At 53.2% G+C, this 21,614-nt stretch carries 16 protein-coding genes; 6 read left to right on the top strand and 10 right to left on the bottom strand.

Annotated features, from left to right (window positions below; genetic code table 11):
* Positions 1 to 80 precede the first annotated feature (80 nt).
* Entirely contained in the window at positions 81 to 497 is a 417-nt protein-coding gene (locus tag J4645_RS14185) for a hypothetical protein (protein WP_161971892.1), read from the top strand.
* 223 nt (positions 498 to 720) lie between these two features.
* Here J4645_RS14185 and srfN read toward each other — a convergent pair whose 3' ends face one another.
* Complete coding sequence (srfN, locus tag J4645_RS14180; protein ID WP_000745960.1) at positions 721 to 1,011, bottom strand: DUF1471 family virulence protein SrfN; 291 nt, start codon at positions 1,009 to 1,011, stop codon at positions 721 to 723.
* Between the two features lie 897 nt (positions 1,012 to 1,908).
* Here srfN and J4645_RS14175 point away from each other — a divergent pair.
* The 4 genes from J4645_RS14175 to folA all read left to right on the top strand — a co-directional run bounded on the left by J4645_RS14175 (position 1,909) and on the right by folA (position 7,413).
* Complete coding sequence (locus tag J4645_RS14175) at positions 1,909 to 3,798, top strand: sulfatase-like hydrolase/transferase (RefSeq protein ID WP_023214736.1); 1,890 nt, start codon at positions 1,909 to 1,911, stop codon at positions 3,796 to 3,798.
* Between the two features lie 551 nt (positions 3,799 to 4,349).
* Positions 4,350 to 4,880 carry a glutathione-regulated potassium-efflux system oxidoreductase KefF gene (kefF, locus tag J4645_RS14170; RefSeq protein WP_023214737.1) on the top strand — a complete coding sequence of 177 codons (531 nt, stop codon included), beginning with the start codon at positions 4,350 to 4,352 and terminating at the stop codon, positions 4,878 to 4,880.
* Positions 4,873 to 6,735 (top strand): glutathione-regulated potassium-efflux system protein KefC, encoded by a 1,863-nt coding sequence (gene kefC, locus J4645_RS14165; RefSeq protein WP_000377169.1) that lies wholly within the window; start codon positions 4,873 to 4,875, stop codon positions 6,733 to 6,735. The genes kefF and kefC overlap by 8 nt, the downstream gene beginning before the upstream one ends.
* Positions 6,736 to 6,933: 198 nt before the next feature.
* Complete coding sequence (folA, locus tag J4645_RS14160; RefSeq protein WP_000624379.1) at positions 6,934 to 7,413, top strand: type 3 dihydrofolate reductase; 480 nt, start codon at positions 6,934 to 6,936, stop codon at positions 7,411 to 7,413.
* Between the two features lie 158 nt (positions 7,414 to 7,571).
* Here the strand turns inward: folA and apaH are convergent, their stop codons facing one another.
* The 6 genes from apaH to lptD are packed head-to-tail and all read right to left on the bottom strand — an operon-like array spanning position 7,572 to position 14,312.
* The gene (gene apaH / locus J4645_RS14155) at positions 7,572 to 8,420 is read right to left on the bottom strand and encodes a bis(5'-nucleosyl)-tetraphosphatase (symmetrical) ApaH (protein ID WP_000257211.1); all 849 of its coding nucleotides are present in this window, start codon (positions 8,418 to 8,420) and stop codon (positions 7,572 to 7,574) included.
* 10 nt (positions 8,421 to 8,430) lie between these two features.
* Complete coding sequence (gene apaG, locus J4645_RS14150) at positions 8,431 to 8,808, bottom strand: Co2+/Mg2+ efflux protein ApaG (RefSeq protein WP_000610894.1); 378 nt, start codon at positions 8,806 to 8,808, stop codon at positions 8,431 to 8,433.
* Positions 8,809 to 8,810: 2 nt separating this feature from the next.
* Positions 8,811 to 9,632, bottom strand: coding sequence for a 16S rRNA (adenine(1518)-N(6)/adenine(1519)-N(6))-dimethyltransferase RsmA (gene rsmA / locus J4645_RS14145; protein ID WP_001601738.1), 822 nt, complete (start codon positions 9,630 to 9,632; stop codon positions 8,811 to 8,813).
* Positions 9,629 to 10,618 carry a 4-hydroxythreonine-4-phosphate dehydrogenase PdxA gene (gene pdxA / locus J4645_RS14140; protein ID WP_000093001.1) on the bottom strand — a complete coding sequence of 330 codons (990 nt, stop codon included), beginning with the start codon at positions 10,616 to 10,618 and terminating at the stop codon, positions 9,629 to 9,631. The genes rsmA and pdxA overlap by 4 nt, the downstream gene beginning before the upstream one ends.
* Positions 10,618 to 11,904, bottom strand: coding sequence for a peptidylprolyl isomerase SurA (surA, locus tag J4645_RS14135; RefSeq protein WP_023214738.1), 1,287 nt, complete (start codon positions 11,902 to 11,904; stop codon positions 10,618 to 10,620). Before surA ends, pdxA begins: the two co-directional genes overlap by 1 nt.
* A gap of 53 nt (positions 11,905 to 11,957) precedes the next feature.
* Positions 11,958 to 14,312 (bottom strand): LPS assembly protein LptD, encoded by a 2,355-nt coding sequence (gene lptD, locus J4645_RS14130; protein WP_023214739.1) that lies wholly within the window; start codon positions 14,310 to 14,312, stop codon positions 11,958 to 11,960.
* A gap of 253 nt (positions 14,313 to 14,565) precedes the next feature.
* Between lptD and djlA the strand changes: the two genes are divergently transcribed.
* Positions 14,566 to 15,378 carry a co-chaperone DjlA gene (gene djlA / locus J4645_RS14125; RefSeq protein ID WP_001200595.1) on the top strand — a complete coding sequence of 271 codons (813 nt, stop codon included), beginning with the start codon at positions 14,566 to 14,568 and terminating at the stop codon, positions 15,376 to 15,378.
* A 94-nt stretch (positions 15,379 to 15,472) separates the two neighbouring features.
* Here djlA and rluA read toward each other — a convergent pair whose 3' ends face one another.
* The 3 genes from rluA to polB form a co-directional block, all read right to left on the bottom strand.
* Entirely contained in the window at positions 15,473 to 16,132 is a 660-nt protein-coding gene (gene rluA / locus J4645_RS14120; RefSeq protein ID WP_000525196.1) for a bifunctional tRNA pseudouridine(32) synthase/23S rRNA pseudouridine(746) synthase RluA, read from the bottom strand.
* 11 nt (positions 16,133 to 16,143) lie between these two features.
* On the bottom strand, positions 16,144 to 19,050 hold the full coding sequence (gene rapA, locus J4645_RS14115) for an RNA polymerase-associated protein RapA (protein WP_001116966.1): 2,907 nt from the start codon (positions 19,048 to 19,050) through the stop codon (positions 16,144 to 16,146).
* A 173-nt stretch (positions 19,051 to 19,223) separates the two neighbouring features.
* Positions 19,224 to 21,575, bottom strand: coding sequence for a DNA polymerase II (polB, locus tag J4645_RS14110; protein WP_023214740.1), 2,352 nt, complete (start codon positions 21,573 to 21,575; stop codon positions 19,224 to 19,226).
* Between the last annotated feature and the right edge of the window lie 39 nt (positions 21,576 to 21,614).

Raw genomic sequence — 21,614 nt, 5'->3', positions numbered from 1 at the left:
AAAAAAACATATCGCAGGGCATTTATCCTTATGATGAGGTATAAATGATGAGGTATAAGGAACAGGAGTCTGTAATGAAACTGAAACTAATACCTTTTTATTTGCTCGCGCTATTTTCTGCCGCCTCCGGGGCTACGGAGATAAACGCCTGCAAAGACCTGATCGGAACATGGAAAACCACGGCAGATAACCCGACTTATACCATGACAATATTGCCGCCAGTAGAAGGCTGCGGGGAAAAATGTGTGAAACTGAACGTGCAGTATGAACTTGACGTGACTCACCGCAACGCGCTTTATTGCCATGAAGGACAAGAGGGGGTAAAAGGGCAGGGACCCATGGTGATAGCATTTGAAGGGGCGTATGGTGGACACGCTATTGGAACCTATAACCGACAGCTGCAATTACTTTGGGCTGGCGTAATACCGAAAAATAAAAAGGGGAAATGGATAACGAAAATGGAAAATTATTGGTTCAGGCAGGTAAAAGCGCACTAAACATCATCTTAAAACAGCCCGCAAAACCGTCTTATTCACGAAGGGCTTACTGCCTGCGCGCATACATTCTACCGACTTGCCTGCCCCGGATGAACTGTTGATAAAAAAGAGGGCCAGCATCTGTTTCCAGACGGCCCTGAGTGGATTGTGACGGAACATGGCACCTTGCTGGCGCTCTCTTATTATTTCATGCCTGTGCCCTCGTTATGGCGCAATCAGAGCTTTATTTCGCCGCATCGTTATAAACTTCGGCAACGGCTTCAAAATTCGGACCATGCTCACGTGCAGCGATAATATGATAATATTTTCCGCCTTTCGCATCGGCTAATTCTGACAGTTTTTCGCGTAGATCAGAGGGTGAGGAAATCTGTCCGCCACTCTGGGACACATTTATGGTGCCGACCTTAACCAGTTTGAAGTGGCTGATTTCTTGCTTAGAGACCTGCTCTGCCGCAAGCGTGCTGAATGAAGCAACCGTCGCCAGTAATGCGGCGGCAATAATGCGTTTTTTCATGGTTCTGTTCCTGTTGCATTGATGATAAGGTTTGCGCAATATCAGTAATCCGTAACGAAATTATTTATACCCTTCATACTTCAGGTTGCTTATGGGTTGGCTACGGATTACTCGGCCCACCTATGGGACTCGCCCTGACGGGCCGTCGCACGCGACGTTCAAATCTGCTCCCGGCAGATTTGTCGCTCACCTCAGTCACATAATTATCTATGCTCCTGGGGACTCACTCCCTTGCCGCCTTTAAGCAACTCGAATTATTTTGGGTAATAACCTCGGTTGATTATCTGAAAATAGCCTTATTTGGTGTGACCGTCTTATATCTTGTTATAGTCACCTCTTTATGTTGTTGTCAATGTAAAATAATGCGCTGCCAGCTAAAAAGAAACTTAACCCCCTGTAAATAATAGTTTTTATATTATTTCTTTTAATGGCGTAATTTTTATTGAATGACGCGGCAATACGCTAGTTTTATTCATAAGCAACATAACAGAATTGAGTTATGTTTTAATTTCCCAGAGTGATATTACCGGTTGTATGTCTATGGTTACGCGGCCTGTTACTGATAGTGTTTCTTTTGGGGAGATTTTCTTGTAGCGGCATAGGGTAATCACCGTAGCTGAAGGGAAAAGGCACGAACACAGCGCTATAGAGTATGTTTAATAATGTATTTTTTTATGAAGTAATGTCTGCAGTTGTATCTCTAAAATAAAAATAATGAGCTTTTCATCTAAATAATTTTTCAGTGAATTATGGTTGTTTATTAATATATTTCTAATTTGAAATACAAATCAATTTATAACACATATTCTTACCCGGAAGGCATTGATACATATCCACGTTTCCTCGTACAGTAATAAATGAATATGTGATAAAGTTACTGACTACAGGTATAATAATATGAGTAATAAAAAAAATCTGTCCGCAGAAGAGACGGATCTTACGCGTAGGAAACTGTTAACCAGTGCCGGTATTCTTGCCGCAGGCGGTATGTTATCCGGCGCGGTAAAGGCTGATGAAAAATGCGCCGTCAAGGCGAAACCGGCGTGGGATAAACCGTTTACTGGCGAAATCCCGGAAAAATTGCCAGAAGGATATAATATTCTGTTAGTCGTGACCGACCAGGAGCGTTTTTTTCCTACGTTTCCTTTCCCGGTACCCGGCAGAGAGCGGCTTATGAAAACGGGGGTGACATTCTGTAATCATCAGAATACCAGTAATGTCTGCACGCCTTCCCGCTCCGTATTGTATACCGGCTTACATATGCCCCAGACAAAGATGTTTGATAATCTGGGATTGCCCTGGATGCCTTATGACCTTGACCCCGCTCTTGGAACCACAGGCCATATGATGCGGGAACTGGGATACTATACGGCCTATAAAGGTAAGTGGCATCTTACAGAAAAACTGGAGAAGCCTTTGCCTGACGAAAAAGATGAGGATATTGATGTCGGGGATATTCCTGAACCAGAATTACATAAAATTATGGAAAAATATGGTTTTGCTGACTATCACGGCATCGGCGATATTATAGGCCATAGTAAAGGCGGCTATTTTTATGATTCAACCACCACGGCTCAGACTATAAATTGGTTAAGATGCAAGGGGCAGCCCTTGAATGACCAACACAAGCCCTGGTTCCTGGCCGTTAACCTCGTTAATCCTCATGACGTCATGTTTATTGATACCGATAAAGAGGGAGAAAAGGTACAGTGGCGTGGCGAGTTGGATCAGGATGATAATACCCTGGCGCCCACGCAGCCACCGGAAAACGAACTTTATCAGGCAAGCTGGCCGAACTATCCGCTGCCGGCAAACAGGCATCAATCATTCAATGAGCAGGGAAGACCGCCGGCGCATCTTGAATACCAGACGGCGCGCGCTGCGCTGGAAGGGCAGTTTCCTGATGAAGATCGTCGTTGGCGTAAACTGCTTGACTACTATTTCAACTGTATCCGCGATTGTGATACTCACCTTGACCGGATATTAAATGAACTTGATGCCCTCAAGTTAACTGATAAAACGATTGTTGTATTTACTGCCGATCATGGCGAATTAGGCGGAAGCCATCAGATGCACGGTAAAGGCGCTTCCGTTTATAAAGAACAGATCCATGTACCGATGATTATTTCCCACCCGGCGTACCCGGGTAATAAGAAATGTCAGGCGTTGACCTGTCATCTTGATATCGCGCCGACATTAGTTGGGCTGACCGGTTTGCCGGAAGAAAAACAGCACCAGGCGTTAGGCAACCGCAAAGGCGTTAATTTTAGCGGATTGCTAAAAAACCCGGAGGGCGTTGCGGTTAATGCGGTGAGAAATGCCAGCTTATATTGCTATGGCATGATCTTGTATACCGATGCCCATTATCTCCACCGCGTTATCGCGCTACAAAGAGATAAACAAAAAACGGTGGCGCAAATCAAGCAGGAAATATCCCATTTGCATCCTGATTTCAGCCATCGTTCAGGGACGCGGATGATTAACGATGGTCGTTATAAGTTTGCGCGTTATTTCTCGCTAAGGGAGCATAATACGCCGGAAACCTGGGAGGATCTTATTAAGTACAACGATCTTGAACTTTACGATCTTAAAAATGATCCCGATGAGAACCATAACCTTGCTGCTGATAAACAGAAATATCAGGCTCTCATACTTACGATGAATGAAAAACTGAATAAAATTATCAAAGACGAAATTGGCGTGGATGACGGCAGTTTTATGCCGGATGCGGCCCGTGAGCCGTGGGATCTTACTATTGAGCAGTTTAACCGCATGGCGAAAGATTAAGAGCCTGGCCATTAGGCTATTTTATTCGCCATTTTGGGACCGGGCAGTGCTCAAAATCCTCACGTACTACGTGTACGCTCCGGTTTCTGCGCGCTGGTCGGCCCCAAACTGGCTTCAACAATTACGCCTGGTGGGCCAGGCTCTAAGTACCTGACCCATTAGGTTAACTTATGCGTCGGCGATCTGGCATCCAGCGTGTCTGGAGGTTCAGATGCTGTTGGCGCTGCGCTTATTGGGCCTGTGTCATCATGTAATGGATTTATATTACAGTCATTACAGGCAAATTTAGCGCAGCGCCGCCCGACAAGAAGGCCTTAAACCGATTTGTCAGCGATTTAAGGCCGCCATCATCACCGACCTTTCCACACCGGATCGCGCTTTTCCGCAAACGCCTGCGGCCCTTCGAGAGCGTCTTCCGGGGGCAGGATGGCGTCAACCCTTGCTGGCGTTAATTCAATTTTTTCTGGTTAGCCGCTCAATAATATTCACTATTAGCCTGGCGAATTTGTCACTACACTTTGTAATAAAAAACAGATCATCACAGGCTAATCATGATCCTCATTATTTATGCGCATCCGTATCCGCATCATTCTCATGCGAATAAACGGATGCTTGAACAGGCAGGGACGCTGGAAAACGTCGAAATACGTTCGCTTTATCACCTCTATCCCGATTTCAATATTGACGTTGCCGCCGAGCAGGAGGCGCTGTCGCGCGCGAGTCTTATCGTCTGGCAGCATCCGATGCAGTGGTACAGCGTCCCTCCTTTACTCAAATTATGGATGGATAAAGTCCTCACCCACGGCTGGGCTTACGGTCATGGCGGTACGGCATTGCACGGTAAACATCTGCTGTGGGCGGTAACGACCGGCGGCGGTGAAAACCATTTTACTATCGGTTCACATCCGGGATTTGACGTCCTTTCTCAGCCGCTACAGGCGACGGCGCTCTATTGCGGCCTCAAATGGCTGCCGCCGTTTACCATGCACTGCACGTTCATTTGCGATGACGACACCTTACAGGCGCAGGCGCGTCAGTATAAACAGCGTTTACTGGCATGGCAGGAGGTGAATCATGGATAGCCATACTCTTCTGCAGGCGCTGATCTATCTTGGTTCGGCGGCGTTGATTGTGCCGATTGCGGTACGTTTGGGCTTAGGATCGGTGCTGGGGTATCTGATTGCGGGTTGCATTATCGGCCCCTGGGGGCTACGGCTGGTAACGGACGCCGAATCTATTCTGCATTTTGCGGAAATCGGCGTTGTGCTGATGTTGTTTGTTATTGGGCTTGAGCTGGATCCACAACGGTTATGGAAGCTGCGCGCCTCGGTATTTGGCGGCGGCGCGTTACAAATGGTGGTCTGCGGCGGACTGATTGGTCTGTTCTGCATGTTTCTTGGCCTGCGTTGGCAGGTGGCGGAACTGATTGGCATGACGCTGGCGCTTTCGTCCACGGCTATCGCCATGCAGGCAATGAATGAGCGTAACCTGACCGTTTCACAAGTAGGACGTAGCGCATTCGCAGTGCTCTTGTTCCAGGATATCGCGGCGATCCCGCTGGTGGCGATGATCCCGCTGCTGGCCGCCAGCGGCGCATCCACCACGCTTGGCGCGTTTGCGCTATCGGCGTTGAAAGTCGCAGGCGCGTTGGCGCTGGTGGTGCTGCTGGGACGCTACGTCACGCGCCCGGCGCTGCGCTTTGTCGCGCGTTCTGGTTTGCGGGAAGTGTTCAGCGCCGTGGCGCTATTTCTGGTGTTTGGTTTCGGCCTGTTGCTGGAAGAGGTTGGGCTGTCAATGGCGATGGGCGCGTTCCTGGCGGGCGTTCTGCTGGCGAGTTCAGAATATCGTCATGCGCTGGAAAGCGATATTGAACCCTTTAAGGGGTTGCTGCTGGGGCTGTTCTTTATTGGCGTCGGCATGTCGATTGATTTCGGCACGCTGGTGGAGAATCCACTGCGCATTCTGCTGTTGTTGGCCGGTTTTCTGGCAATCAAAATCGTCATGCTGTGGCTGGTCGCGAGGCCGCTGGGCGTACCGGCAAAACAGCGTCGCTGGTTTGCCGTCTTATTAGGCCAGGGAAGTGAGTTTGCGTTTGTGGTTTTTGGCGCGGCGCAAATGGCGGGTGTACTTGAGCCGGAATGGGCAAAAGCGCTGACGCTGGCGGTCGCGCTGTCGATGGCGGCAACGCCGATTTTTCTGGTGCTGCTGACGCGCATGGAGAAGACCGCGACGGGTGAAGCGCGCGAGGCGGATGAAATCGACGAAGAGCAGCCGCGGGTTATTGTGGCCGGGTTTGGACGATTTGGGCAGATAGCCGGGCGTTTGCTGCTGTCGAGCGGGGTGAAGATGGTGGTGCTCGATCACGACCCCGATCATATCGAAACGCTGCGTAAATTCGGCATGAAGGTTTTTTATGGCGACGCGACGCGTATGGATTTGCTGGAATCTGCCGGAGCGGCGAAGGCGGAGGTATTGATTAACGCTATTGACGATCCGCAAACCAATTTGCAACTGAGTGAACTGGTGAAGTCGCATTTCCCGCATCTGCAGATTATCGCCCGCGCCCGTGATGTCGATCATTACATTCGCCTGCGCCAGGCTGGTGTGGCGATGCCCGAACGTGAAACCTTCGAAGGCGCGCTCAAAAGCGGACGACAGGCGCTGGAAGCGCTGGGGCTAGGGCGTTATGAAGCCCGCGAGCGCGCGGATCTGTTCCGCCATTTTAATACCCGGATGGTGGAAGAGATGGCGAAAGGGGAAAACGATCCGTTATCTCGTGCCGCCGCCTATAAACGTACCAGCGCGATGTTGAGCGAAATTATTACCGAGGACCGGGAGCATCTGTCGTTGATTCAGCGCCACGGCTGGCAGGGAACGGCTGAGGGCAAACATTCCGGGGAGGCCGCTGATGAACCCGAGGTCAAACCGTCAATCTAAAGTAAAAAATGTGATGTTCTGCAAACTTTACTGCTAATTGGCTGTTTTTGAACTACTGTAATGCTGGCGCTCCACATCAAATGAGTGGCGTCGCCAGCAGAACGAAAAATTTTCGTGCTCATCCTCTTTTCGTCAGTCGACGAAAGATTGCGCTTTACGTATAGTGGCGGCAATTTTTTTTGTATCAGGAAATAATTAATGATCAGTCTGATTGCGGCGTTAGCGGTGGATCGCGTCATCGGTATGGAAAACGCCATGCCGTGGAACCTGCCTGCCGATCTCGCCTGGTTTAAACGTAACACGTTAAATAAACCTGTCGTCATGGGACGTCACACCTGGGAGTCCATCGGACGCCCCTTACCGGGACGTAAAAATATTGTTATCAGCAGCCAGCCAGGCACCGACGATCGCGTGCAGTGGGTGAAGTCTGTCGATGAGGCGATTGCCGCTTGCGGCGACGCGCCGGAAATTATGGTCATTGGCGGCGGGCGCGTGTACGAGCAGTTCCTGCCAAAGGCACAGAAGCTTTATCTGACGCATATTGATGCGGAAGTCGAAGGCGATACCCATTTTCCGGATTATGAACCGGATGACTGGGAATCGGTATTCAGTGAGTTTCACGATGCCGACGCGCAGAATTCTCACAGCTATTGTTTCGAGATTCTGGAACGTCGTTAACGCTGTAGTGCCGGATGGCGGCGAAACGCCTTATCCGGCCTACTCTTGAGCCAGATGTAGCCAGATGTAGGCCTGAAAAGCGTAGCGCCATCAGGCATAAACCAATCCTTGAGCCAGATGTGGGCCTGATAAGCGTAGCGCCATCAGGCATAAACCTATCAGGCGTTGACCGCTTCGCCTTCGCCCATATCCATCTGGCGGTTTGACGGCTGCACAAAATACTGTTTATCTTCCCAGCGTAAACAGGTCAACTCCCCGCCCCAGCAGCAGCCGGTATCCAGCGCGTAAATACCTTCCGGCGTCCCTTTCCCTTCCAGCGACGCCCAGTGCCCGAACGCAATACTGTAAGCCTCGCTCACCGGCCCCGGAATGGCGAACCACGGCTTCAGCGGCGCAGGGGCATTTTCCGGCGACGCTTTGCTGTACATATCCAGTTGACCGTTAGGAAAGCAGTAACGCATACGGGTAAAGGCATTAGTAATAAAGCGTAGCCGCGCCAGACCGCTTAACTCCGGCGACCAGTTATTCGGCATATCGCCATACATCGCGTCGAGGAAAAAGGGGTACGAGTCGCTCGACAGCACCGCTTCAACATCGCGGGCGCACTCTTTTGCCGTCTGCAAATCCCACTGCGGGGTAATACCCGCATGCGCCATGACCAGCTTTTTCTCTTCATCTACCTGCAACAGCGGCTGACGGCGTAACCAATTCAACAGCTCATCGGCGTCCGGCGCTTCAAGAAGCGGGGTCAGCCGGTCTTTAGGTTTGTTGCGGCTAATCCCGGCGAATACGGCCAACAGGTGTAAATCGTGATTCCCCAGCACCAAACGCACGCTATTGCCAAGCGATTTGACGTAGCGTAACACGTCCAGCGAACCGGGACCGCGGGCGACCAAATCGCCAGTCAGCCACAGAGTGTCTGTGTCTGGCGTAAATTCCACTTGCTGTAATAAGGCGATCAGTTCGTCGTAGCAACCGTGAACGTCGCCGATGAGATAAGTTGCCATTGTTATAATTTTAGTGAATGAGTGTAGGGACGGCGAGTCGAAACACGGGAATGTCGATGGTAAAGGCGTCGCCATTTTCATCGATCATTTCGTAATGACCCTGCATGGTGCCCAGCGGCGTTTCAATTACCGCGCCGCTGGTGTACTGATACTCTTCGCCAGGCGCAATGCGCGGCTGGACGCCAACCACACCTTCGCCCTGGACTTCGGTTTCACGGCCATGACCATTGGTAATCAGCCAGTAGCGGCCCAATAGCTGCACTGGCGCCCGGCCCAGATTGCGGATGGTTACGGTATAGGCAAAAACGTAACGTTCATCGTCAGGTGAGGATTGCGCCTCAATGTAGACGCTTTGCACCTGAATACACACTCTGGGCGAATTGATCATGTTTAACTCTCCTTCAAAGGCGCGTTTTCCGACAGATAATTGGCCATCTGGCAGTACTGCGCGACAGAGATATTTTCCGCGCGCATTGCCGGGTCAATACCCATTTCCGTCAACGTCTCAACGCTAAAAAGATTGCCGAGACTATTACGGATCGTTTTACGGCGCTGGTTAAAGGCCTCGGTGGTAATACGGCTCAACACGCGAATATCTTTAACCGGGTAAGGCATTGTTGCGTGTGGAACCAGACGCACCACGGCGGAGTCCACTTTGGGCGGCGGCGTGAAGGCGGATGGCGGCACTTCAAGCACCGGGATCACCTGACAGTAATATTGCGCCATCACGCTTAAACGACCATACGCTTTGCTGTTCGGCCCTGCAACCAGACGATTTACCACTTCTTTTTGCAACATAAAGTGCATGTCGGCAATGGCATCAGTATAGCTAAAGAGATGGAACATCAGCGGGGTGGAGATATTATAGGGCAGATTGCCGAACACACGCAGCGGTTGGTCCAACTGCGCAGACAGTTCACCAAAGTTCATGGTCATGGCGTCCTGCTGATAAATAGTCAGCTTCGGCCCTAAGAACGGATGGGTTTGCAAACGCGCCGCCAGATCGCGGTCAAGTTCAATGACCGTGAGCTTATCCAGTCGTTCGCCGACCGGCTCCGTCAGCGCCGCCAGACCGGGGCCGATTTCAACCATCGCCTGGCCTTTTTGCGGATTAATAGCAGAAACAATACTGTCGATCACAAACCGATCGTTGAGAAAGTTTTGCCCGAAGCGTTTACGGGCTAAATGGCCCTGATGGACTCGATTATTCATTGGGTATTAACAATCATTTTGATGGCGAGATTAAGCGCCGTAATAAAACTGCCGACATCCGCTTTTCCACGACCTGCCAGTTCAAGCGCGGTGCCGTGGTCAACGGAGGTTCGAATAAAAGGTAGGCCGAGCGTTATATTCACTCCCCGACCGAATCCCTGGTATTTTAGCACGGGCAGGCCCTGATCGTGGTACATCGCCAGCACCGCGTCGGCATTATCGAGATATTTGGGCTGAAACAGCGTATCAGCAGGTAGCGGCCCGTTGAGTTTCATTCCCTGCGCCCGCAGCTCGTCGAGCACCGGAATGATGGTGTCTATCTCTTCCGTGCCCATATGACCGCCTTCGCCCGCGTGCGGATTCAGGCCACAGACAAGAATGCGCGGTTCGGCAATACCAAATTTGGTCCGCAAATCGTGATGCAAAATAGCAATCACTTCGTGCAAAAGCGCAGGGGTGATGGCGTCTGCAATCGCCCGTAGCGGCAGATGCGTGGTCGCCAGCGCCACGCGAAGTTCTTCGGTTGCCAGCATCATCACGACTTTTTTCGCCTGCGAACGCTCTTCGAAAAACTCGGTATGACCGGTAAACGGAATGCCTGCGTCGTTAATAACGCCTTTGTGCACGGGGCCTGTGATCAGCGCGGCAAATTCACCGTTCAGACAGCCATCACACGCTCGCGCCAGCGTCTCTACCACATAGGGGCCATTTTCTACCGTCAACTGACCGGGGATGGCAGGCGCGCGCAGCGAGACCGGCAATAGGGTCAGCGTTCCCGCGGGCTGCGGCGCAGCGGGGACATCAGGCGAGTAAGGGAGAAGCGAGAGGGGCAGGCCGAGCATGGCGGCCCGCTCCGTCAGGAGCGCGCCGTCCGCACAGACGACCAGTTCAATCGGCCACGCGCGTTGCGCCAGTTGGACAACAAGATCGGGGCCAATCCCGGCGGGTTCGCCGGGAGTGATAACAACGCGTTGCGCACTGCTCATTAGTTACTCAAAATCTTAACGTAAGCGCTGGCGCGCTGTTCTTGCATCCAGGTCGCCGCTTCTTCTGAGAATTTACGGTTCATCAGCATACGATAAGCGCGATCTTTCTGCGCCGCATCGGTTTTGTCTACCTTACGCGTATCCAGCAATTCGATCAGATGCCAGCCGAAAGAGGAGTGTACCGGCGCGCTTATTTGGTCTTTATGCAGCTTCGTCAGCGCGTCGCGGAACGCCGGATCGAAAATATCTGGCGTAGCCCAACCCAAATCACCGCCCTGGTTAGCGGAGCCCGGGTCCTGAGAGTACTCTTTCGCCGCAGCGGCAAATGTGGTTTTACCACTCTTAATGTCAGCCGCGATTTCTTCCAGCTTCAGGCGCGCCTGCTGATCGTTCATGATCGGCGACGGCTTAAGCAGAATGTGACGAGCGTGAACTTCGGTCACGGAGATACTCTGGCTCTGACCGCGCAGATCGTTTACTTTCAGAATGTGGAAGCCGACGCCGGAGCGAATCGGGCCGACAATGTCGCCTTTCTTCGCGGTGCTCAGCGCCTGGGCGAAAATCCCCGGCAGCTCCTGGATACGGCCCCAGCCCATCTGACCGCCTTTTAGCGCCTGCTGGTCGGCAGAGTAGGTAATCGCCAGTTTGCCGAAATCTGCGCCGTTACGCGCTTCTTCAACAATGCTTTCCGCCTGGCGCTGCGCGTCGTTAACCTGCTCGGAGGTTGGGTTTTCCGGCAGAGCAATCAGGATATGGCTCAGGTTCAGCTCGGTGCTGGCGTCGTTTTGGGTGCCAATCTGTTTTGCCAGCGCGTCAACTTCTTGCGGCAAAACGGTGATACGGCGACGAACCTCGTTGTTGCGCACTTCAGAGATAATCATCTCTTTACGAATCTGGTTACGGTAGGTTGAATAGTTCAGCCCATCGTAAGCCAGACGGCTGCGCATCTGATCCATCGTCATATTGTTTTGTTTGGCGATGTTGGCGATGGCCTGATCCAACTGCTCATCCGTAATCTTCACCCCCATCTTCTGACCCATCTGCAGGATAATTTGATCCATAATCAAACGCTCCAGGATCTGGTGACGCAGCGTGGCGTCGTCCGGAAGCTGCTGACCTGCCTGACCCGCGTTGAGTTTGACTGATTGCATTAAGCCATCAACGTCGCTTTCCAGCACGACGCCATTATTGACGACGGCTGCGACTTTATCGACTACCTGGGGGGCAGCGAAACTGGTATTCGCGATCATGGCGATACCGAGAAGCAGCGTTTTCCAGTTCTTCATACTTTTTCCATTTCAATTAACCGCAATGCGGATTACGTTGTAAATCAATCAGATTACATAGAGCTTTGGTACGGCAGAATGTTCGAACGCAACATTTCTTGCGTGCCGAGGCCGTAGTTAGAGCTCAAACCGCGCAGCTCAATGTTGAAGCCAATCGCGTTATCATAAATCGCGTGTTGTTTATCGTTATCCCAACCGTTCAGCTTACGTTCGTATCCGACGCGGATCGCATAGCAGCAAGAGTTGTACTGCAAGCCGAGCATCTGGTCTGCAGGTTTGCTCGAATTGGTATCGAAGTAGTACGCGCCGACAATCGACCAGCGATCGGCAATCGGCCAACTTGCCACCGCGCCCACCTGGTTGATGCCGTTTTTATACTGCTCTGCCGTGGAATAATACGAAGGCAACGTAGCCTGAATATATTCCGGGCTGGCATAGCGGTAGTTCAACTGTACCAGACGATCCTGATCCCGACGGTATTCGAGGCTGCTGCTGCTGGTAGCGACGCTATCCAGACGGGTATCGTACTGCACTCCGCTACGCAGCCCCCAGCGTTCTGAAATACGCCAGTAAGTGTCGCCTGCCCAAACCAGCGAACCGGTTTTGTCGTCATTCTCCCATTTAATGTTGTCATCGCCGGTGCGAGACTCCGTGAAATAGTAGATTTGACCAACAGAAACGTTAAAACGTTCAACGGCGGCATCATCATAAACGCGTGTTGTGACGCCGGTCGTGACCTGGTTGGCGGAAGCAATACGGTCGAGACCACCATAAGTGCGGTCGCGGAACAGGCCGTTATAGTCGGATTGCAGCAAAGAAGAATCGTAGTTATAGATGCCGCTCTGGTCGCGGTACGGCACATACAGGTACTGCACGCGTGGTTCCAGCGTCTGGGTATACCCCGGCGCCAGCATCGCCATATCGCGTTCGAAGACGAGCTTACCGTCGACTTTAAACTGTGGCATGACGCGGTTAACCGAATCTTCCAGTTTTTTGCTGTTATTGGCGTTGTACCAGTCCAGATTCGTTTGCTGATAGTGCGTCGCCATCAGCTTCGCTTCGGTGTTCAGGCTGCCCCAGCGGTTGGAGAGCGGCAAATTGATGGTTGGCTCCAGGTGGACGCGGGTCGCTTCCGGCATATTGTCTTTGGTGTTGACGAAATGTACCGCCTGGCCGTAAATCCGGGTATCAAACGGCCCGAGATCGTTATAGTAGTAGTTAACGTCTAACTGCGGCTCCGCAGAGTAGCTGCTGGTGTTCTGATCGTTAAACACCTGGAATTGCTTGGTCGACACCGTAGCGTCAAAGTTTTGTACGGCGTAGCCGACGCTGAATTTCTGCGTTGCGTAGCCGTCGGTACTGGAACCGTACTTACTGTCGAAATCATTAAAATAGCTGGAGTCGCTGACTTTGGTGTAATCGACGTTAAAACGCCACACCTGATCCATCACGCCTGAGTGCTGCCAGTAGAATAACCAGCGGTGCTTATCGCCCTCTTTGGGATGTTCGTCCTCGTAGACTTTATCAGAAGGCAGATAATCTAATTCCATCAACCCGGCGCCTGCCTGCGTGAGATAACGGAATTCGTTCTCCCACATAATATTGCCGCGGCGGTGCATATAGTGCGGGGTGATGGTGGCGTCCATATTGGGCGCGATGTTCCAGTAATACGGTAAGTAGAACTCGAAATAGTTCTTGGTCGTGTATTTCGCGTTCGGGATCAGGAAACCTGAGCGACGTTTGTCACCGACGGGGAGCTGTAAATAGGGGCTATAAAAGATCGGAACCGGACCTACTTTAAACCGGGCGTTCCAGATCTCCGCAACCTGTTCTTCACGGTCATGGATGACTTCACTCCCCACCACGCTCCAGGTATCGGAGCCAGGCAGACAGGAGGTAAAGCTGCCGTTTTCCAGAATGGTATAGCGGTTTTCGCCGCGCTGCTTCATGAGATCGGCTTTACCGCGTCCCTGACGGCCCACCATCTGGTAATCGCCTTCCCAGACGTTCGTGTCTTTGGTGTTCAGGTTCGCCCAGCCCTTCGGCCCTTTAAGGATGACTTGATTGTCATCATAATGCACATTACCCTGCGCATCGACGGTGCGTACAGGTTCCGGCTGACCTTCCGCCTGCTTCTGATGAAGCTGCACTTCATCCGCTTGCAGGCGGCTATTCCCCTGCATAATGTCCACGTTGCCGGTAAAAACGGCATCGTCCGGGTAGTTACCTTTAGCGTTATCGGCATTGATAGTAACCGGCAGATCGTTGGTATCGCCTTTTACCAGAGGACGATCGTAGCTCGGCACGCCCAACATACACTGTGAGGCGAGATCGGCTGCCAGCCCCTGATGACTATAAAGGGCGCTGGCGATCATGGTGGCCAGAAGAGTGGGAATACGTTTTTTCATACGTTGTATTTATTGTTCCATCATCGGTAGCGTTGCGCGTGACAAACGGTCACAGCCTAACTTACTCATCTTCGCTGCGCCAGTGTTAATCCTGCCGTTTAGCGTCTGTGGTGTTAGGCACGGCATTGAATGACAGGTATGATAATGCAAATTATAGGCGATGTCCCACAATTGACCGTAGCCTTCATTCGCAGAAAAGCACCTTATTTTGTGGGAGATAGCCTCACCGATAGCGTAACGTTTTGGGGAGTCTATGCAGTACTGGGGAAAGATAATTGGCGTCGCCGTAGCCCTGATGATGGGCGGCGGCTTTTGGGGCGTGGTCCTGGGTCTGCTGGTGGGCCATATGTTCGACAAAGCCCGCAGCCGAAAAATGGCGTGGTTTGCCAACCAGCGGGAACGGCAGGCGCTGTTTTTTGCCACCACCTTTGAGGTGATGGGCCACTTAACCAAATCAAAAGGACGGGTGACGGAAGCGGATATTCATATCGCCAGTCAGTTGATGGATCGCATGAATTTACACGGCGATTCACGTACTGCCGCGCAGAACGCCTTTCGGGTCGGAAAAGCGGATAATTACCCATTACGTGAAAAGATGCGGCAGTTTCGTAGCGTCTGCTTCGGGCGTTTTGATCTGATCCGGATGTTTCTGGAAATTCAGATCCAGGCGGCGTTTGCCGATGGCTCGCTGCACCCTAATGAGCGGGAAGTGCTGTATGTGATTGCGGAAGAGTTAGGTATTTCCCGCGTACAGTTCGATCAGTTTCTGCGCATGATGCAGGGCGGCGCGCAGTTTGGCGGTGGTTATCATCAACAGTCCGGCGGCGGCTGGCAGCAGGCGCAGCGCGGCCCGACGCTGGAAGATGCCTGTAATGTGCTGGGGGTTAAAACCACCGACGATGCAACCACCATTAAACGCGCTTATCGCAAACTGATGAGCGAGCATCATCCGGACAAACTGGTCGCGAAAGGTTTGCCGCCGGAAATGATGGAAATGGCGAAGCAAAAAGCGCAGGAAATTCAGAAAGCGTATGAGCTAATCAAAGAACAGAAAGGCTTCAAGTGATTGAATTGCCGGATGCGGCTAGCGCCTTATCCGGCCTACGTTAATGAATGTAGGCCGGGCAAGCGAAGCGCCCCGGCATAAATTGGCTCAGAATTTAAAAATCTGCCGGGACTTTAAACGTCATGCTGTTACCGTAAGCGGGATGGGTAATGGTCAGCATTTCGGCGTGTAACTGCAAACGCGGCGCCAGCGACAACGCTTCCGGCGAGGCGTAAAACCGATCGCCTAAAATCGGGTGGCCTAACGCCAGCATATGCACACGAAGCTGATGCGAACGTCCGGTGATCGGTTTTAGCACCACGCGGGCAGTATTATCCGCCGCAAACTCCACCACGTTATATTCCGTTTGCGCCGGTTTGCCGGTTTCATAACACACTTTCTGCTTTGGCCGGTTCGGCCAGTCGCAGATGAGCGGTAAGTCGACCAGTCCTTCCGCCGGGGAGGGATGCCCCCATACGCGCGCCACATACTGCTTTTTCGGCTCACGTTCGCGGAACTGGCGTTTTAGCTCCCGCTCCGCGGCTTTGGTCAGCGCCACTACAATTACGCCGCTGGTGGCCATATCCAGACGATGCACCGATTCTGCCTGCGGGTAGTCGCGCTGGATACGCGTCATAATGCTGTCTTTGTGCGCTTCCAGACGCCCCGGCACGGACAACAGGCCGCTGGGCTTATTGACCACCATAATGTGCTCATCCTGATACAGGATAACCAGCCAGGGTTCCTGCGGCGGATTGTAGTTTTCCATCCCCATGTACGGCTCCGTTATTGGTGCGTGACGACGATAAGACGCAGCGCGTCCAGACGCCAGCCTGCCTGATTCAGGCTTTCCAGTACCTGCTGACGGTTGCTGTCGATAGCGGCAAGTTCGTCGTCGCGGATGTTCGGGTTGACGGCGCGCAGCGCTTCCAGACGCGACAGTTCCCCGGACAGTTTTTCATCCGCCTCGCGACGCGCGTTATCAATCAGCGCTCTGGCGGACTTTTCAATCTGCGTCTCACCCAGTTGCAAAATGGCGTGGACGTCCTGTTGCACGGCGTTCACCAGTTTGCTGCCGGTGTGGCGATTCACGGCGCTGAGCTGGCGGTTGAAGGTTTCAAACTCGACCTGGGCGGCCAGATTGTTGCCGTTTTTATCTAACAGCATACGTACCGGCGTCGGCGGCAGGAAGCGGTTCAGTTGTAGCTGTTTCGGCGCCTGCGCTTCCACGACGTAAACCAGTTCGACCAGCAGCGTGCCGACGGGCAGCGCTTTATTTTTCAACAGCGAAATGGTGCTGCTGCCGGTATCGCCGGAGAGGATCAGATCCAGTCCGTTACGGATGAGCGGATGTTCCCAGGTAATAAACTGCGCATCTTCGCGAGACAGGGCTACGTCACGTTCAAACGTGATAGTACAGCCGTCTTCCGGCAGGCCGGGGAAATCCGGCACCAACATGTGGTCAGACGGCGTCAGCACGATCAGATTGTCGCCGCGATCGTCCTGGTTAATGCCGACGATATCGAACAGGTTCATGGCGAACGCGATCAGGTTGGTGTCGTCGTCCTGTTCTTCAATGCTTTGTGCGAGCTGTTGGGCTTTTTCTCCGCCGTTGGAGTGGATCTCCAGCAGGCGGTCGCGGCCCTGTTCTAACTGGGCTTTTAGCGCTTCATGCTGTTCGCGGCAGGATTTGATCAGATCGTCAAACCCGTCGGTTTCTTCAGGCGCGGCCAGATAGTTAATCAGACTGGCGTAGGCTGAATCATAAATCGCGCGACCGGTCGGGCAGGTGTGCTCAAAGGCGTCCAGCCCTTCGTGATACCAGCGAACCAGCACCGACTGGGCGGTTTTTTCCAGGTACGGGACGTGGATCTGGATATCATGCGCCTGGCCGATACGATCCAGACGACCAATACGCTGTTCCAGCAGATCCGGGTTAAACGGCAAGTCGAACATCACCAGATTGCTGGCAAACTGGAAGTTACGTCCTTCGGAGCCGATTTCAGAACATAACAGCACCTGCGCGCCGGTATCTTCTTCGGCGAACCAGGCGGCGGCGCGGTCGCGTTCGATAATCGACATGCCCTCATGGAACACGGCGGCGCGGATGCCTTCGCGTTCGCGCAGCACCTGCTCCAGCTGTAACGCGGTGGTCGCCTTAGCGCAGATCACCAGCACTTTTTGCGAACGATGGCTGGTCAGATAGCCCATTAGCCACTCAACGCGTGGGTCGAAGTTCCACCAGGTGCCGGTATCGCCTTCGAACTCCTGATAAATTTGTTCCGGATAGAGCATATCGCGGGCGCGATCTTCCGCGCTCTTACGCGCGCCCATAATGCCGGAGACCTTAATGGCGGTCTGATACTGGGTCGGCAGCGGCAGTTTTACCGTATGCAGTTCACGTTTCGGGAACCCCTTGACGCCGTTACGGGTGTTGCGGAACAAAACGCGGCTGGTGCCGTGGCGATCCATCAGCATCGACACCAGCTCATCACGGGCGGCCTGCGCGTCGTCGCGATCGCTATTAGCGGCCTGCAACAGCGGTTCAATATCCTGTTCGCCGATCAGATCGCCCAGCCTGTTCAGTTCGTCGTTGCTGAGTTTATTGCCCGCCAGCAGCATGGCCACCGCATCGGCGACAGGGCGGTAGTTTTTCTGTTCTTCGACAAACTGTTCGAAATCGTGGAAACGGTTCGGATCCAGCAGGCGCAGACGGGCGAAATGGCTTTCCATCCCCAGCTGTTCTGGCGTGGCGGTCAGCAGCAGCACGCCCGGTACGCGTTCAGCTAATTGTTCGATGGCCATATATTCACGGCTCGGCGCATCGGTGCTCCACACCAGATGATGCGCTTCGTCGACCACCAGCAAATCCCACTCGGCGTCGCACAAATGTTCCAGACGCTGCTTATTACGGCGGGCGAAATCCAGCGAGCAGATCACCAGTTGCTCGGTTTCAAACGGGTTATACGCGTCGTGCTGCGCTTCGGTATAGCGTTCGTCATCGAACAGCGCGAAGCGCAGGTTGAAACGGCGCAGCATTTCTACCAGCCACTGGTGTTGCAGGGTTTCCGGAACAATGATCAATACGCGTTCCGCCGCGCCGGATAATAACTGTTGATGCAGAATCATCCCGGCTTCAATGGTTTTACCTAAGCCCACTTCATCCGCCAGCAGTACGCGCGGCGCATGGCGACGACCCACATCATGAGCGATATTAAGCTGATGCGGGATCAGGTTGGTCCGCTGACCGCGCAGGCCGCTGTATGGCATCCGGTACTGCTCGCTCTGAAATTTACGGGCGCGATAGCGCAGCGCGAACCGATCCATTCGATCGATTTGACCGGCGAACAGACGATCCTGGGGCTTACTGAAAACCAACTTGCTGTCGAGCAGAACTTCGCGCAGCGTCACATTGGTCTCTTCGGTATCCAGGCGGGTGCCGACATAAACAAGCAGGCCATTTTCTTCTTTTACTTCATCGATATGTAGCTGCCAGCCTTCATGGCTTGTAATCGTATCGCCAGGGTTGAACATGACGCGGGTCACGGGAGAATCACTACGCGCATACAGGCGGTTTTCCCCCGTGGACGGGAAAAGTAAGGTGACGGTTCGCGCATCCATCGCAACAACGGTTCCAAGTCCCAGCTCGCTTTCTGTATCGCTGATCCAGCGTTGACCAAGTGTAAAAGGCATATGTGTTCGGCTCTATATCTTTAATTGCAGGCATTACTCGCCATTCCCAGGCGACAGCACTGGATAATTGCGAGTATACGACCCCGCTACCAGGCTAATGTGGTAGTGGCGTTAATTAGGTCCAGGAATGGAAAGGGCGCTATGGTACTGGAAGGCGGCGCTTTCGTCACGCGTCAAAATAACCCCAGTTGCCCGGTCAGTAGTGTAGCAAAATTATCTTCAACGAAGGGAAGAATTCCTTCCGCCACGGGTTGTAGCTGGCGGGTAAGATAGTGTTCGTAATCCAGCGGCGACTGCTGGTAATCCACGGGCTCGGGGCCGTTAACAGTCCAGACATATTTTATGGCGCCGCGATTCTGATACTGCACCGGACGACCCCGCTTCAGGTTTTGTTCATCCGCCAACCGGGCGGCGCGAACGTGCGGCGGGATGTTACGTTGGTACTCATGTAAAGGGCGACGCAGACGCTTACGATAAACCAGCTGCGCGTCCAGCTCGCCCGCCATCAGTTTATCAATAGTCTCGCGCACATAGTCTTGATAAGGTTCATTGCGAAAAACGCGCAGATACAGCTCCTGTTGAAAGCGCTGCGCCAGCGGCGTCCAGTCGGTCCGCACCGTTTCCAGACCTTTAAATACCATGCGCTGGCTGCCGCCTTCCTGAATCAGGCCCGCGTAGCGTTTTTTACTGCCAGTATCCGCGCCGCGGATGGTCGGCATCAGAAAACGGCAAAAGTGGGTTTCAAACTCCAGCTCCAGCGCGCTGGTCAAATTTTGCTGTTGTAACGTCTGCGCCCACCATTCGTTCACGTGACGCACCAGCCTGTGCCCGATTTCCGCCGCGTCGGCTTCTGAATGCGCGCGCCGGAGCCAGACGAAAGTGGAATCGGTATCGCCATAAATTACGTTATAACCCTGCGCCTCAATCAGCGCTTTGGTCTGGCGCATAATCGCATGGCCGCGCATGGTGATTGACGACGCCAGACGGGGATCGAAAAAGCGACAGGCCGTGGTGCCGAGTACGCCATAAAAGGCGTTCATAATGATTTTAAGCGCCTGCGAGAGCGGTTTATTGCCCTGACGTTTGGCTTCATCGCGCCCGTGCCAGATTTGGCTAACAATTTCCGGCAGGCAGTGCTTTTCTCGTGAAAACCAGGCGTCAAGGAAACCTTCGGTACTGTGTTCCGGATCCGGCTGCGCCATGCCTTCGACCAGCCCGACGGGATCAATCAAAAACGTGCGGATAATCGACGGGTACAGGCTTTTATAATCCAGCACCAGTACTGAATCGTATAATCCGGGTTGTGAATCCATTACGTAGCCGCCGGGACTTGCCAGCGGCGGCACTTCGCCGAGATTGGGCGCGACATAGCCGGCGCGGTGCATTCGCGGAAAGTAAAGATGCCCAAATGCGGCGACCGAACCGCCGTGGCGATCGACCGGCAGACCGTTGATCGTCGCGCGTTCCAGCAAAAACGGCATGATCTCGGTTTTATGGAAAATGCGCGTGACCAGCTCGCAGTCTTTCAGGTTGTAGGTGGCGAGGGCGGGTTTATCCTGGGAAAAGCGGCGATCGATCTCATCCATACGATCCCAGGGATTATCAATGGATTTTCCTTCGCCGAGCAGTTCCTGCGAGACGGCTTCCAGCGAAAAAGACGAAAAATTCCAGAACGCGGATTTAAGCGCGTCGATACCATCGATAATGACTCGCCCTCTGGCCTGGGCGAAAAAAACGCCGTTTTTGAAGCCATGTTCGCGCCACTCCAGTTCGCTATTGTCTCGCCCCAGCCGTAAAGGGATACGGTAGCGTTCGGCATGTTTTTGCAGCATACGCAGGTCGAACTGCACCACGTTCCAGCCGATGATGACGTCAGGATCATGTTCGGCAAACCAGGCGTTGAGTTTTTCCAGCAGCTGCGGGCGGCTGGCGACATACACAAGCTCGAAGTCCAGTTGGCGGTCATCGCCATTCGCCGGGCCCAGCATATAAACGGTACGCTGGCCGCAGCCTTCCAGACCAATGCAATACAGTTCGCCGTGTCGCGTGGTTTCGATATCCAGCGAGACCCATTTTAGCGGCGGTCGATAGTCGGGGTGGGGTTTAAGACGCGCATTGCGGATAACGCCGTTGCGCATCTCGCCGTCTACCCAAACGGGCGACGTAATAAAACGCTCCATCAGGTAACGTTCCGGCGGGCGTACATCCGCTTCATAAACGGTGACGCCGTTTTCGCGCAGCAGTTTCTCCATCCGCATAAGCTGGCGGTGAGTACGGCAATACAGACCGGAGACCGGCTGACGATGAAAGTCTCGCAGCTGGAGCGGCGTCAGGCGATAGTCTTTTTCCGCCTGTAGCAGCGAGGCGGCGCGGGAGGTCTGGCTGGTCGGAATAAACGCCACGGACTCTTGCGGCGCCAGCGTCGCCTGCACAGGGCCGTTGTCTGTCGCCAGCCAGAAAGAGACCTCCGTTCCTTGCGGCGTATCCCGCCAGTGCCGGGTTAAAATGAAACCTGCCTGCGCCACGATGATTACCTGTCTAAAAAATTCACGCTAATTATAACC

The organism is Salmonella sp. 32082101201600294FB01SM01 (assembly GCF_017572865.1).
In the GTDB taxonomy this organism is placed as follows: domain Bacteria; phylum Pseudomonadota; class Gammaproteobacteria; order Enterobacterales; family Enterobacteriaceae; genus Salmonella; species Salmonella enterica.
This window is presented reverse-complemented; position numbering and strand designations above follow the sequence as displayed.